Origin of the sequence: Pseudomonas sp. OIL-1 (assembly GCF_010669185.1) — a bacterium.
In the GTDB taxonomy this organism is placed as follows: domain Bacteria; phylum Pseudomonadota; class Gammaproteobacteria; order Pseudomonadales; family Pseudomonadaceae; genus Halopseudomonas; species Halopseudomonas profundi.
In genome coordinates, this window is the sequence record NZ_CP048629.1 from 3,689,577 (window position 1) to 3,704,698 (window position 15,122).

Genomic DNA, 15,122 nt, shown 5'->3' on the forward strand with positions numbered 1-15,122 from the left:
TTTCCTATGATTTCCATTCTGCCTTGATCCGCCGCAACAGTCCGGCGGTGGACACATCGGTGTCATCCAGGCTTGAGTCTTCGCCACGAATCTTCGCCAGGGTGCTCATGGCGATCTTCTTGCCCATTTCCACGCCCCACTGGTCGAAGGGGTTGATCCCCCAGATCACCGACTGCACGAACACCTTGTGCTCATACAGGGCAATCAATGCGCCCAGACTGTAGGGGTTGAGCTCGTCGAGCAGGACCGTGGAACTGGACTGGTTGCCGCGATAGCGCATGTGCAGTGGCAGCTCTTCAGCATTTTTCAATGCAGCATCGCCGAGTGCCAACAGGCGTGACTGAGCCAGGCAGTTAGCCAGCGATAACTGATGCTGCGCCGCCAGCTCCTCCGCCGCTTCATGATGCTCGGCTTCGTGGTAACGGCGTACCGGTACGATGAAATCGCAGGTGACCGCCTCAGTGCCCTGATGCAACAGCTGATAGAAAGCGTGCTGAGCATTCGGGCCGACATCACCCCAGATAATCGGACAGGTGGAGCGAGCCACCGGCTCGCCTTCACGGCTGACACTCTTACCGTTGGATTCCATCTCGAGCTGCTCGAGATACAGTGGCAGCTGCTTGAGTCGACCGTCATAGGGCAGGATAGACAGCGCGTTGATATCCAGAATATTGGTATTCCACACGCCAATCATGCCCATCAGCACTGGCAAATTGTCCTGCCAGGGCGCGGACTTGAAATGCTCGTCCATATCATGAGCGCCAGAGAGCAACTGCCGGAAGCCGTACATGCCGATCTTCAACGCAATCGGCAGACCAATCGCCGACCACAACGAGTAACGCCCGCCGACCCAACCCCAGAAGTCCAGCTGGTTCTCTTCGGCAATGCCCCACTCGGTCATCTTGTTTGGCGATGCCGAAACACCGATAAAGTGGCAATGCAAAATGCTGGAACTGGCGCGCTTGCCAAAGGACCGTTGCAACCACTGCAGAGCCGTTGCCGCATTGGTCAGCGTGTCGATGGTGGTAAAGGATTTCGATGAAATAACAAACAGGGTCGACTGTGGCTTCTTGTCTCGCAAGAGCTGCGACAGCTGGCTGCCATCGATAGTCGACGCAAAATGCACGTTCAACCGGTGCTTGGTCGGGCAAGTGAAGTCATTCAGCGCCTCGGTGACCATCAAGGGGCCAAGATCAGAGCCGCCAACGCCGATGTTGATCACGTCAGTAATCACTTCGCCGGTGGCGCCGCGCCACTGCCCAGCATGGATCTGATCAACAATCCGCTCCATCTGCTGCAACTGGCCATGCACCTGGGCGGTTACGTTGTCTTCACCTACCTGGCATTTGGCATCCGCCGGCAAACGCAGCGCCCAATGCATGGCTGCACGCCCTTCACTGCAGTTGACCTGCTCGCCGCTGAACAGCTTGTCGATCCAACCCTGCAGATCGTGCGCGTCGGCCAGATCAATCAGATGGCGCAGGGTCTGGGTGGTCATGCGTTGTTTGGAAAAGTCGTACATCAGCGGGCCGAACTGCCGATGCATCTTGTTGAATCGCTCGCTATCCTCGGCAAAGAAATCGGCAAGATGCTGTTTCTCCACCGATTTACCGTGAGTGATCAGCTCGTCCCATTGCTTGTCTCTGGCTTCAGTCATCAGCGTCACTCAGCGTCGTCCAATCCCAAAATATTCAAACCCGTTCTGCTTCATGAAGTCCGGGTCCCAGATATTGCGACCGTCGAGCAGCAACGGCTGCTTCATGGTGGCCTTCATATGAGACAGGTCAGGACTCATGTATGCATCCCATTCGGTCACCAGCATCAGCGCGTCGACATCCACAAGCGCCGCGTAAGGATCCTTGTGCAGAACCAGGTCACGGCGATTGCCGGCCCATTCGGCCAAAGCGGGTAGCGCGCGCGGATCGTGCACATGCACCTGCACGCCTTGCGCCCACAGCGCCTCGATCAATTTGAGCGCAGGCGCATTATCGATACGTGCTGATTCAGGCTTGAACGCCACGCCCCAGATCGCGACCTTCCTGCCCTGCAGATCGGTGCTGTAATAGCGCCACAATTTGCGGAACAGCGATTCCTTCTGACGTTCGTTGATGCGCATCACCTGGTCCAGCAGCTGTGCCTGGATGCCGCTGTGCTTCAGCGTCGACGCCAGATTCATCACGTCCTGCGAAAAGCTCAGGCCACCAAAACCGCAACCCGGATACAGGTAGCTATCCCCAATACGCTGATCCTTGCCGACGCCCTGCCGCACACGCTCGATATCCACATCCAGCATGTCCGCCAGATTGGCCATGTCGTTCATGAAGCTCAGGCGGGTCGCGAGCATGCCGGTGATAGCGAGTTTGGTGAATTCCGCTTCACGCGGACGCATCATCATGATGTTGTCGCGGCGGCGGTTATATGGGCGCAACGCCTCGGCAACCATGCGGCGGCCCCAGGCCGAGTCACAGCCCAGCAGCCAATGGTTCGCTGCAGTGAAGCTCTTCACCGCAGCGCCCTCAATTAACAGATCCGGCAGGCTTGCCGCGACGCGCTGCGTGGACTCACTACCGGGTAGCTCGCCGAGGGCGCGTTCCAGTGCTTCGGTAGTACCTACGGGGAAAGTTGACTGATTCACTACCACCCAGCTACGGCCGCTTTCAGTCGGAAGTTTGCTGATGATTTCAAAGGCGAGATCCACATCGGTGGGCGATAGCGCCAGCCAGATGATCGCGGCACGCTCGTCTGGCGGCACATCACCGGCCGCCAGCTTGAAACGACCAGCGATGGTTTGTTCGGTAACCAGTTCAGGCAGGCCCGGCTCACGATAGGGGCAGCCGCCATTGGCCAGGGTCGTTGCTGCGGGTCCTTCCGGCACGTGCAAACACACGTTGTGACCTGTGGATGCCAGGCCGGCAGCACTAACGAGCGCGCACAGCGTGTCTCCATACACATCGATATACATTGCGCTTAAATCCTCACTGGTACTGCTTTAACAGGTCCCGGAAGTCGCTACCGAGTTTGGGGTGTTTGAGGCCATAAGCCAGAGTGGCTTCGAGGTAGCCGAGTTTGCTGCCGCAGTCGAAGGAGCGACCACGGATGCGGAAAGCATCTACGCCCTGCTCTTCCATCAGCGTAGCGATGGCATCGGTCAACTGAATCTCGCCACCAGCGCCTGGAGGCGTATTGTCCAGCAGATCGAAAATACGTGCGGGCAGGATGTAACGGCCGACAATAGACAGGTTGGATGGTGCTTCATCACGCGGTGGCTTCTCCACCACACGATGCATCGGCGCGCCGTCACCGGCTTCGAGCTCGACGCCGCTGATATCCACCACGCCATAAGAGCTGACCTGGTCATAGGGGACCGGCTCAACCATGATCTGAGCATTGCCGGTTTCATGGAAGTGCTCAGCCATGACGCCAAGGTCAGTCCGCGTGCCTGCCTGCTGAACCAGCACATCGGGCAGCATGACGGCAAAGGGCGCATCGCCAATGATTGCACGGGCACAATTGATTGCATGGCCCAGACCCAGGGCTGAACCCTGACGCACGACCGAGACTTTCAATCCAGCGGGCGCGGTTTCCTTCAGCACCTCGAGCAGTTCATGCTTGCCGCGGCGTTCGAGCTCAGCTTCGAGCTCATAGTTCTTGTCGAAATGGTCTTCAATCGCGCGCTTGCTGGAATGTGTCACCAGCACGATTTCGTTGATACCAGCGGCGAGCGCTTCCTCAACCACATACTGAATCACCGGCTTGTCTACGACGGTGACCATTTCTTTGGGAATAGCTTTGCTTGCGGGTAGAAAACGAGTACCAAGACCTGCGACGGGGAGAACGGCTTTAGTAACCTTCACGGAAACTCCATGTATTGAAAATCGATGTCAGTAGTCCATGCATGCCATAAGCCTGCGGGGCGCAAGCCAGCCATGAAAGGAACGCCAACCTGCCTGTTGTGTGGAACGTTTTTTAGGTCTTAAGTTCCCACAGAAACCAAATCATAACGAAGCAAACGCCAGCCAACACGACCACCGCCAGTCCCGCTGCTAAGGAACAACGCAAAAGCTATATCGTAGGAGGGGCCACTCGCCGCGATGGCGTCCGCAGGACGCCCCAAAGCTTCATACCTCACACATCACAAGGTAGGAGTGTCCCCCCCAGCACGACGGCGGCCGCAGGCCGCCCCGAGACTGGGACCCTCTGCCCCCAACCCTAACCAGCCAACCCCCCATCCCCGCGCTCATAAAACAACACCCCAACCCGCTCAATATGCTCAACCAACGAAGGGGTATCGATGTCCTCCATCAAAGAAAGATCCACCGACCAGGGAAGAAGCAAATCATCGATCTCGTTCTCAATCGCAAGAAGATCGGAAAACGTCAGACTCTTCCCCTTTATCACGAGATCAATATCTGAACCAGAGCGATAATTACCTTTAGCACGAGACCCATAAAGCAACACCGCATCAATCTTTGGCCATCGCCTGAACACTCCGCAGAGGTGCTCAATCGCCTCTGCAGGCAGCCCATACTGAGCCAAGCTCATACCTCCTCGGCCCGAGCCTGCATGTCGCCTTCAAACTGGGCAAATAAAGGATGGTAACTATTGACGATCTTGTCGGTTATTTCGTTCGCAACCGATTCGTTATAAGTATGAGCAGACTGGTTGCGGCTTTTGATCATTTCCATCCACCCTACGCCGTCCGCAATCAATCCATACTTGAATCCTTGGCGGATGGCGTCGCGAGACCCTGTAACGGCTGGATTGCCTTGATATAGAAAGTAATCTTTCATCACATTCCAGGCCAACTCAAACACAAACTCAAACGACTTAATCAGCCCCAGCTTTTCAAGAGCGCTGAGATCATACGTGCGCGCCAATTCGACAGCGCTCGCCAACCTAAAGCGCGCCCGCTTGAAGTTAGCCAAACGCTGCACCCATCGGATGCCCTGACCGCTCATTGCTTTCTCCTGGATTTGCAAGCTGGGTATAGCACCAATCTCCGTCTAGGCAATCAATCCCGCCCCGCCTCCGCCAGCACCTCACTAATCACAGAACAAGTCTTATCCATCTCCGCCTCAGTCAACGTCGGATGAACCAGAAACATCAAACTCGTATCACCCAACTCCCGCGCAATTGGCAATCGCTCAGCAGGCCGCCAGCCGGTGTTATCAAACGCCTTCTCCAGATACACCTCTGAACAGGATCCCTGGAAACAAGGCACACCTCGGCTCGCTACTTCATTAACGATACGATCCCGATCCCATCCTGGACCCAAATTCTCAAGACGCACCTGCACATAACACTTGTAATGAGCATGCACATTGCCGTTGGCCTTATCAAACGCAGGCACCCGTACCACATCAAAACTCCGACAGGTCTTCCAAATACGCTCGGCATTATGCGTACGAGCTGCAGTCCATTCAGGCATACGCTTGAGCTGAATGCGCCCAATGACGGCTTGCATCTCAGTCATACGCCAGTTAGTACCAAAACTCTCATGCAGCCAGCGAAAACCCGGCGGATGCTCACGCTCATACACAGCATCCCAGGACTTTCCGTGATCTTTGTACGCCCACATGCGTTTCCACAGCTCACGGTCATTGGTTGTGACCATGCCACCCTCCCCTCCAGTGGTCATGATTTTATCCTGACAGAAAGACCAAGCACTGATATGACCAATTGACCCAACCGAACGCCCTTTATAGCGCGCGCCATGCGCCTGCGCGCAATCCTCGATTACATATAGCCTGCGCTCCTGTGCCAATGCCGTAATCGAATCCATATCACATGGCCAACCAGCCAGATGCACACAGATGACCGCCTTGGTGCGCTCAGTCAGTACCGCACGTACCGTTTCTGCTGTGATGTTCTGCGAGTCGGCATCCACATCTGCGAACACCGGCACCGCGCCAGCCGTCACAATGCTGGAAGCCGATGCGAGGAAGGTACGAGAAGTGACAATAACTTCATCACCTGGGCCAATCTCTAGCGCTTTTAAAGCAAGATCCAGCGCGACCGTACCGTTGGTCAAAGCAATGGCATAGCCAGAATCGGCCCAAGCAGCAAATTCCTTTTCGAATTCACGACCTTCCTGGCCAGTCCAGTAATTGACTTTATTGGAGAGTAAAACATCACGTGCAGCATTGGCTTCCTCCTCGGTAAAGGACGGCCAAGGAGAAAAGGGGATGTTAAGCATGAAAGGACCTTTGAATATAAAAAGGCCGGATGTTCCGGCCTTGATTAATCTGTTAACGCATAAAGGCGCTACAACAGCCGCGCCGGCACACCAGCAACAGTACAGGCATCCGGAATATTCGCCACAACTGCAGCACCCGCTCCAACCGTAACGCCAACGCCTATCTGCACAAGCTGCCGCACAGAGCTGCCAATACCAAGCCAGCTCTGATCACCGACCGTCACTCCTCCAGCGAGATGTACCCCCGGACTGACATGCACGGCCTCTCCCAAAAAACAATCATGATCGACAGTCGCACTGGTGTTGATGATCGCACCTATGCCAATCGAACAGTCTACATTTATCACCGCACCGGCGAGCACAACCGAACCCGCGCCCACGGTGGTGTAACGGCTCACAACGGCCGAAGGATGGAGCAACACCGGAAGGATAGCGCCAGCTCTGGACAATTCACGTAACTTGTCAGCCCTGACCGAGTTATTACCAACGGCAACCAGTACTCCGTCGAACTCTTTGATACGCTCTAACAATACAGCAGTATTACCAAGGATCGACCAGCGGCTATTGCTTTGCTTGTTAGGCCACGCATCATCAAAAAACTCGACCGCCTGCCAACCGCACATCTCTGCGCAATCAGCCACAACCTTTCCATGGCCACTAGCACCCAGGATCGCCAGCCGCCTCACGAATCATTACCCGTAAACTTGGACATGGTCGCCTCACCTTCAGCATTAATACCGTCGCGCACTAATACTTTCCTGACCGTAAGAAAGAGAATCTTCATATCCAGCCAAAGTGACTGGTTGTCAACATACCAGACGTCCAGCTTGAATCTTTCTTCCCAGCCTAGCGCGTTCCGACCATTTACCTGAGCCCAACCGGTGATGCCAGGTCGCACCTCATGCCTGCGAGCTTGCTCAGCAGAATACAATGGCAAATATTCTATTAACAATGGACGTGGGCCAACAAGACTCATGTCGCCTTTGAGCACATTCCATAATCCAGGTAGCTCGTCGAGACTGGATGAGCGCAGAAATTGTCCGAACGTGGTCAGTCGTTCCGAATCTGGTAATGGACAGCCCTCTGAGTCAACGGCATTTTTCATGGTGCGGAATTTAATCATCTCGAAAGGCTTACCGCCCAGTCCTGGACGAACCTGACGAAACAATAGAGGAGAGCCAAGCTGCCGTTTCACCTGCCATCCCACAATCGCGATAACAGGAGCCAACAATAAAAGGGCAAACGCAGCCGCCATAAAATCAATCATTCTTTTCAAAATTAGCGACCTATTTGGCGTGATCAGAAAAGACGATATCTCGAAGTTGTTGTGCAAAATAGGGAATTTTTAACCGTCGTAGTACAGTATCGCTCACTGCCACATCCCTACTATCTCGCTCCAACGACGAAAAGCATGCTACCAACGCATCATGCTCTGGGTCACAAACGACGCCTAGCTTAAGATTCCTCACCCAGCGCGCAACACTCGTTTCCTCACCACACACGGCCAGCACACCCGCACCGGACAAAGCGTAACCGGACGATTTACTAGGGAAAGCGTAGCGGGTTACTTCATCATCTATAGGCAGCAACGCCCATCGATGCTGACCCACCAACTCTGCTGCGTCGGCCGCCGGAATAACTCCCATGTAGCACACCTGCTCATAGGCACCCGCTAAGGCTTCGATATGGGGCAAATACACCCCTCCCCCAGCAAAAGTAAACCCAAGCTTGCCGCCTTTATCCAGATATTCGCGAATAGCCTCGATAATCAGAGGAATACGCTGCAACCTGCCAGCATTTCCGCAAAATACAATATCTTTCTTTCGCTCTCCTGCTTGGGTGGAGACTATTTCAAAAGATGGATTATCTAAAAGATACACGGGTCGCTTAGTTCCAGAGCGAGCGAGAATATAATCTCGCATATCCTCGGATAGCGTTATGATCGCCTTAGCATGCCTTACCGTAAAGTTATCCATGCTCTTCAACAGACCAATTACCAACTGATTCAACGGAACCACGATATTTGCGGCTTCGGGGTGGATATCCTGCAAGTGGTACACGTAACTCGCGCGAAAAATCCGGCAATAAATTGCTACAATGAACGGCACGACCACAGGAGGATTAGTGGCTACATAAACATTGGCGGGTTTTGCACGAATTAGGCTGAAAAAAGTCCAGACCATAAAAAAGAGCGACTCCGCCATACGTTTCACCAGCCCGCTCCCAGAGGTTGTGTAAGATTTACAGGCTCGTATCTGCACCTCTTCCCCTCTGCCTGCGTCAGCAAGAACACGTGCTAAATCACCATCAGCTTGGGTAATCACGCAAACCGAGTGGGCAAGCGCCACCTTCTCCGCAAATTGAAGTAGTCCCTCCCCAATCACCTGACTATCAGGCCAAAAACTGCGATTAACAATCGCAAGGTCGGTTTTCTTTCGGCTCACACATGGTCCTCAGTACTGTTTCCACACCGTACGCATGACGTAATCGCGGTAGCTGTGAATGATGCGAACTACCTTCTCTGCGACGTTGGGCATGCTGTAATCCCCAACCTGGCGCAGAGTTCGATCCGCACCCCGACGTTGGCTCTCTAGAATTTCAAGCGCTTGCATCACTCGGACTGGATTCAGTCCGACCATCATAGCAGCCGCTTCTTCCATGCCCTCAGGACGCTCATGCGCATCCCGGATATTCAACGCAGGGAAATTAAGTATGGAGGATTCTTCATTGATCGTCCCGCTATCGGACAACACAGCCTTGGCAGTGAGCTGAAGTTTGTTGTAATCCTTGAACCCAAGCGGCTTAAGGAGACGAACGTTCTGGTGAAACTTAACACCCAGCGCATCCACCCGCTTCTGGGTGCGTGGATGGGTCGAGACGATGACCGGGTAGTCGAAGCGCTCAGCAACAGTGTTCAGGACTTCAATCAAATTCTGGAAGTTTTTCTCCGAGTCGATATTTTCTTCTCGGTGCGCGCTGACGACAAAGAACTTGTGCTCTTCGAGCTTTAGGCGGCTGAGAACATCAGATTCTTCAATGCCGGGCCGGTAGTAATTGAGAACCTCAAACATCGGGCTTCCCGTCTTGATTACCATGTCCGGCGACAACCCTTCCCGCAACAGGTAATCCCGCGCGATCGTGCTATACGTCAGATTGATATCAGCTGTGTGATCAACAATCCGGCGATTGATTTCCTCAGGCACCCGCATATCGAAGCAGCGATTGCCTGCTTCCATATGGAATGTCGGGATCTTGCGGCGTTTGGCAGGAATGACAGCCATGCAACTGTTGGTATCGCCCAGTACCAGTAGCGCTTCCGGCTGCACCTCGGCCAGCACGCGGTCAACGGCGATGATCACGTTGCCAATCGTCTCCGCCCCGCTAGCCCCAGCCGCATTTAGGAAATGATCAGGCTTTCGAATCCCGAGATCCTGGAAAAAGATCTCATTCAATTCGTAGTCATAATTTTGTCCGGTATGAACCAGCACGTGATCACAATGCTCATCCAGCTTAGACATAACCCGGGATAGACGAATAATCTCGGGGCGGGTGCCCACTACCGTTACTACTTTAAGCTTTTTCATTTCAATTCCTTGTAGCACTTAGGCTTCAGTGCCAACGGGTCTAGCGTAGGTGTCCGGCCGCTCTCGGTCGAAGATCTCGTTTGCCCATAGCATCACTACCATCTCGTCATTTCCCACATTGGTGATGTCATGGGTCCAGCCAGGCACGGTTTCGACAATGACCGGCTCATCACCCGACGTGAAAAGCTCGTGAAACTCGCCGGTAACGATATGCCGGAAGCGGAAACAAGCGTCGCCTTTGATCACCAAGAATTTTTCTGTTTTGGAGTGGTGATAATGCCCGCCACGGGTAATGCCGGGATGTGCAGTGAAAAAAGAGAATTGACCCGAGTCCTTCGTCTTGAGCATTTCGACAAACACACCGCGCTCGTCACCATGCTTAGGAACCGTATAGGTAAAGCTCTCTGGTGGCAGGTAGCTCAGGTAGGTCGAATAAAGGGCTCTGGTTAAACCGGTGCCGACCGCATCTGTCGTCAGGGTTTGGCGGCTGTCACGGAAGCGCTCAAGCTGTGTCGCCAATTCTCCGACCGTAATGCTGTATTGCGGCGCAACGTCCATGAAGGACTGGCCTTCGAGCTTGCCATCCATGAGCGCGACGAAGCATTCAATCACGTCATCTATGTAGACCAGGCTGATAGGAGCGTGGGGATCACTGATCTGTATCGGTAACCCACGCACGATATTGTGGCAAAACGTAGCCACTGCCGAGTTGTAATCAGGCCGAGCCCATTTTCCGAATACGTTGGGCAAGCGGAAGACGTGTACAGGCGCTCCATGGGCGGAACCCAGCTCTAACAAAGCCTGCTCTGCTGCCTTCTTGCTGGCACCGTAAGGGTTATCGCGTTCGGCTTGAATCGACGAAGTATAAATTATGGGAATCGCACGTCCGCTGGCAGCAACCGCATCGCAGAGCGACTTGGTAAGATCAGCGTTGCCGCTAACGAATTCATTCGGGTCCTGCGGACGGTTGACCCCGGCCAGGTGGAAGATGAAGTCCACATCCGCTACCAATGCAGGGAGGCTTTCAGCTGCATCATCCCTAGTAAACACCCGTATCTCGACATCATTACGTTCAGCGAGATGGGCGAGCAGATTTCGGCCGACGAAGCCATTGGCTCCAGTGACAAGCACTTTCATCAATCACTCCTCCGCAACTGCGTACTCGCCACGCTGGATTGCCTGCATAAATTCAAGCTTGAGCAACAAATTACGCATCCCGTCAACATCCAACCGCTCTGTGTTATGAGAATTGTAGTCCTCGCTGCGGGAGATCTTTTCCTCACCCTGCTCTACGAACTTCGCATAATTCAGATCACGCAGGTCCGGCGGAATCCGATAGTACTGGCCCATATCCTCGGCACATGCCATCTCTTCACGGCTCAGCAGGGCTTCGTACAGCTTCTCTCCATGGCGTGTACCCATCACCTCAATTGGATGCTCCGGCTTATTCAAAAGGCCAGTCAAGGCTCGAGCCAGGGTATCAACTGTAGCTGCAGGCGCTTTCTGTACGAAAATGTCGCCATTATTGCCGTGCTCAAATGCATGCAAGACCAGATCAACCGCGTCAGAAAGCGTCATCATGAAGCGCGTCATATTCGGATCGGTTAGCGTAAGTGCTTTGCCTGCCCGAATCTGTTCTATAAACAGCGGAATCACAGAGCCACGGGAGGCCATCACGTTGCCATAGCGCGTGCCGCAGATGACAGTCTGATCTTCATTAGCATGTCGTGACTTGGCTACCATAACTTTTTCCATCATCGCCTTGGAGATGCCCATGGCGTTGATCGGGTATACGGCTTTGTCCGTACTCAGACATACGACGCGCTTTACCTGATTCTGAATGGCGGCTTCGAGCACATTTTCTGTACCCAGCACGTTGGTCTTCACAGCCTCCATAGGATGGAATTCGCACGAAGGCACCTGCTTCAGCGCGGCTGCATGAAAAATGTAATCAACACCTCGGCTAGCATTCAAGACACTCTGGTAATCCCGCACATCACCAATATAAAATTTCAACTTCGGGTCGCCATACATCTTGCGCATGTCATCTTGCTTCTTCTCGTCACGGCTAAAAATCCGAATCTCGGCCAATTCCGACTGAAGAAACCTTTTCAGCACAGCGTTGCCAAAAGAGCCCGTGCCACCCGTAATCAAGAGCGTTTTACCTTCAAACTTAGTCACAATGAGTCTCCATAAAACTGACGATTCTTTGGCCAACTGCACCGCTGGTCTTTTCATTCAAAAGCCATTCACGGGCACCGCTAGCTTTGTTAAATAGTGTATCGCAGTCAGCGCGATCCAAACTTTCTATGGTTCGAGCTATACCATCGACAGAAAATTCTTCTACAACATTCAGATACTGGTAGTACTCCGACGGTATTCCATCTAACTTGGTAGACATGACTGGCACACCGCTCGACAGATACTCAAGAATCTTGGATGGAAAGGAATATCGAGTGTATTTCTCCGCCGGATCACGAGTCAACGCTAGGAGGGCTGCACGTCGCTGAATGGCATGGGCATGCCTTGGAGGCAGAAACCCCAAATACCGAATCGTTGAGCAACTTGTTGACTCCATTTCGAGATATTCCTCCAAATCACCGCGACCACATAACCAGAGCTCATAAGATGAGCCGGATTTTTTAAAACCCTCTACCAGCTCTACGATTCCATAAGCTTTATTAACACTGCCCGCATAAAATATGATTTTTTTTCCCGAACAGTCAGGTAGCGTATTAGGATAATCATCTTGCGCTGCAGCAGTGTCATCAGAGATACCCTCAATCACTAAGAAGGGGACATGTTTCCAGGCAACACTATCTCTGGCCATGTGTTCGCTAGCGACTATAATTCCGGCCGCCTTCGCCAACAGAAAATCGATTATCTTGACATCAATTTTTTTCATCCACTTCAGAGCAAACGATCGCTTTACACCCATGTCCATGTAGACTGGGAGGTCGGGAACATACACAAAAAAAGGGCTGGAGGTGAGAACTGAGTGTAGATAAGCAGCAAGCAAGTTAGGGGTGTGCGCCGAATAGAGGCACACGATCGAATTCTCTGCTCTTGTCTGTAAGATTAGAGCGCATAAGGTTCCGATGAAACGCGACGCCAGTTTTAAAACCGGTAGGTTGATGAGAGGAATGATTTGCCCTATATTTCCCTCAGAAGATACCAAAGCATGACTAGGCAACAGCACGTGCGGATTACGGGGATAGGTCGATACAGCCACGGTGGAGATGGACCGTACCGCCGCCCCGCCTAAGCGTAACGCTCGTAAGAAACGAGACTCCAACTTGAAAGCCGCAACCTGCGGAAGTGCATCGTCGGCAGTGTACTTCTCAAAATACTCAGCGTTAACACAGAACCCTACCAACAAGACTTTCATAATCTCTCAACTTTCATCACAGTCACGACCTAAACGCAGACGAGCAAACAGAATTTGGGCAAAAGTATACGCTAGAAGGACAAGCATAGACCAAGCAATACCAGGATCGTACAACAAGCGCCTTGCCAGGCGACCCGACCGTGTCGCTTAGAACCGAATGGCAGGCCAAGGTACACCGGACCCCATGACCAGCGCGAGCAAGCAATCCCCATCCGCCCAGAGCATAGCCATACGAGCGTCAAGTACCGTACGGAATTACCGGCCCACACTGGTCAAGCCAATCAGTTCGAGCTCTCTCTGATTCTCGGCTGACCAGACACTCAAGCGCCTCACCGATATTAAGCAGCCGCCGCGCGATCTTTCAGCCCGCCCAGCAATCCGAAAAGGAAGAACGCAACCGCGCCGGCGCTCGGCACTATCAAGATATCCCAAGCCATTGCCATTGGGCCGAAAGCCATCAGAACAGCCGCCCATGCGAAGAATTTTTCAGGTGATTTCTCAGTCATCTTAGTGCCAGTTATGGCCAACTTCAGATTTATCAGGATCATTGCCACAAATGGAATAAAAAATATCAAGCCGCCCTTCCACCATAACGTCAGGTAATAGATGTGAGTGGAGGTGTTTGCAATCAACCCTAGGGACATGCCCTTGGAGGTATAACGACCATAGCCGGAGAAACCGTTACCAATGAATGGGCTCGCCATGGCTTCTTTCACACCTTCAATCGCCAGCTCAACGCGACCGGTCGCAAACTGATCAGCCTTTTCCTCCCACGTCCTGTCTATCAAAGCGTCACCTCGCAGTACCGACGGCTCATTAATAGCTTCGATAGAAGACAGCATCCGACTTTCGTCCATGCCTCTTGCATAAGCTACAACAACCGCCATTACGACTGCGAGGATGGCGACGGCGGCATTGCGACGCGCCTCGCTGTTACGGAGAGCGTAAAGAACTATCGATCCAAGAATCCAGATAAGCATAACCTGCGCGCTGCGCGAGTCACTTCCAATTATCAAGAACGAAGCACAAAACAGAGCCACCCACATCGCCATAGACATGGCTTGGCTAATTTTACCACTAATAAGCGTTCCGCAGATGATCATTGCTTGCAAGCACACCAGATGGGCAAGACTCAGAACACCAAACGTTGCAAAGACTGGCAAGCCGATAAATTCTGCGTTCATTGCAGCGAGACCCAAAGGCCCAATATAGATACGGACATCTTGGTCTAAGTAAAATATACGAAAAGCGACGGCAATCAAAAACAACGAAGAGAATAACGAAAACCAGTAGAAAACTTTTCTTATTTCATTATTCTTCGCTACGCGCTTGCCTAGGAAAAGGAACGAGGGCGCAAACATGATCAACATCATCGAAAAAATGTGCTTAACTAGCTCCCCATCAGGCGACATTTTGTTGGCCACGAATATTGAAACAAGACCAAACACCATCGAAATCAAATACGCAATACCAGCGGGCCCTGAGTCCTTCAGGAATGCAACACCTATAAGCGGAGCAAGCAAGAACACAGGGTTAATATCGTATCCCATTAATGAAAACATCACTATAGGAAGAGACATCGCAGCGGCAATAGCAGGAACGAGAATTCCGCTATCAGTGCTTATGGAGTGCAACTTAGCGGTAACGGACATTCTAACCCTTCTTAGATATACAATCGTGGCAATGCAGGCCCATAGGCAGAACACCATAGTCTCTCTTGAGCGCCGAACACACACAACACCGCAAGGCAATCACACCTCGAGAGGGGGCTGCGATCCGACCGCTAGAGTACCTCATATTAAAGCGGCTCACTAGCCCACCACTCGCATATTTGGGAGAACTTTTGGCGCTATGCTCCGGCACCGATTACTAATACGACCATCTGTCGACGCGGTGCGAGTTAACGAAGAAAAGTCACAAGCCCAGCTACCGATATTGATCTGCAATCACCCAA

Annotated in this window: 14 protein-coding genes; all 14 read right to left on the minus strand. The window is 52.7% G+C overall.

The features are described from left to right. Positions 1-4 precede the first annotated feature (4 nt). Positions 5-1,657: a glucose-6-phosphate isomerase gene (gene pgi, locus G3M63_RS17010; protein WP_163983872.1), complete on the minus strand. Its 1,653-nt coding sequence runs from the start codon at positions 1,655-1,657 to the stop codon at positions 5-7. A 9-nt stretch (positions 1,658-1,666) separates the two neighbouring features. Continuing rightward, a complete protein-coding gene (locus G3M63_RS17015; RefSeq protein ID WP_163983873.1) occupies positions 1,667-2,962 on the minus strand; it encodes a UDP-glucose/GDP-mannose dehydrogenase family protein in 1,296 nt (431 codons plus the stop codon). 13 nt (positions 2,963-2,975) lie between these two features. Continuing rightward, positions 2,976-3,854, minus strand: coding sequence for a UTP--glucose-1-phosphate uridylyltransferase GalU (gene galU, locus G3M63_RS17020; protein ID WP_218573626.1), 879 nt, complete (start codon positions 3,852-3,854; stop codon positions 2,976-2,978). Between the two features lie 355 nt (positions 3,855-4,209). Then, positions 4,210-4,542, minus strand: a complete 333-nt coding sequence (locus G3M63_RS17025; protein WP_163983874.1) for a nucleotidyltransferase domain-containing protein — start codon at positions 4,540-4,542, stop codon at positions 4,210-4,212. Further along, positions 4,539-4,958, minus strand: a complete 420-nt coding sequence (locus G3M63_RS17030; RefSeq protein WP_163983875.1) for a nucleotidyltransferase substrate binding protein — start codon at positions 4,956-4,958, stop codon at positions 4,539-4,541. Before G3M63_RS17030 ends, G3M63_RS17025 begins: the two co-directional genes overlap by 4 nt. Before the next feature lie 53 nt (positions 4,959-5,011). Next, a complete protein-coding gene (locus G3M63_RS17035) occupies positions 5,012-6,196 on the minus strand; it encodes a DegT/DnrJ/EryC1/StrS aminotransferase family protein (protein WP_163983876.1) in 1,185 nt (394 codons plus the stop codon). A 68-nt stretch (positions 6,197-6,264) separates the two neighbouring features. After that, positions 6,265-6,882 carry an acetyltransferase gene (locus G3M63_RS17040; protein WP_163983877.1) on the minus strand — a complete coding sequence of 206 codons (618 nt, stop codon included), beginning with the start codon at positions 6,880-6,882 and terminating at the stop codon, positions 6,265-6,267. After that, entirely contained in the window at positions 6,879-7,475 is a 597-nt protein-coding gene (locus G3M63_RS17045) for a sugar transferase (RefSeq protein WP_306110149.1), read from the minus strand. The genes G3M63_RS17040 and G3M63_RS17045 overlap by 4 nt, the downstream gene beginning before the upstream one ends. A 7-nt stretch (positions 7,476-7,482) precedes the next feature. After that, positions 7,483-8,640, minus strand: coding sequence for a glycosyltransferase (locus G3M63_RS17050; protein WP_163983879.1), 1,158 nt, complete (start codon positions 8,638-8,640; stop codon positions 7,483-7,485). Between the two features lie 9 nt (positions 8,641-8,649). Then, a complete protein-coding gene (gene wecB / locus G3M63_RS17055) occupies positions 8,650-9,780 on the minus strand; it encodes a non-hydrolyzing UDP-N-acetylglucosamine 2-epimerase (RefSeq protein WP_163983880.1) in 1,131 nt (376 codons plus the stop codon). Between the two features lie 18 nt (positions 9,781-9,798). After that, on the minus strand, positions 9,799-10,917 hold the full coding sequence (locus G3M63_RS17060; RefSeq protein WP_163983881.1) for a capsular polysaccharide biosynthesis protein CapF: 1,119 nt from the start codon (positions 10,915-10,917) through the stop codon (positions 9,799-9,801). Positions 10,918-10,920: 3 nt separating this feature from the next. Continuing rightward, a complete protein-coding gene (locus G3M63_RS17065; RefSeq protein ID WP_256669861.1) occupies positions 10,921-11,961 on the minus strand; it encodes a polysaccharide biosynthesis protein in 1,041 nt (346 codons plus the stop codon). After that, a complete protein-coding gene (locus tag G3M63_RS17070; protein ID WP_163983883.1) occupies positions 11,954-13,168 on the minus strand; it encodes a glycosyltransferase in 1,215 nt (404 codons plus the stop codon). The genes G3M63_RS17065 and G3M63_RS17070 overlap by 8 nt, the downstream gene beginning before the upstream one ends. Before the next feature lie 338 nt (positions 13,169-13,506). After that, positions 13,507-14,820 carry an O-antigen ligase family protein gene (locus G3M63_RS17075; RefSeq protein WP_163983884.1) on the minus strand — a complete coding sequence of 438 codons (1,314 nt, stop codon included), beginning with the start codon at positions 14,818-14,820 and terminating at the stop codon, positions 13,507-13,509. Between the last annotated feature and the right edge of the window lie 302 nt (positions 14,821-15,122).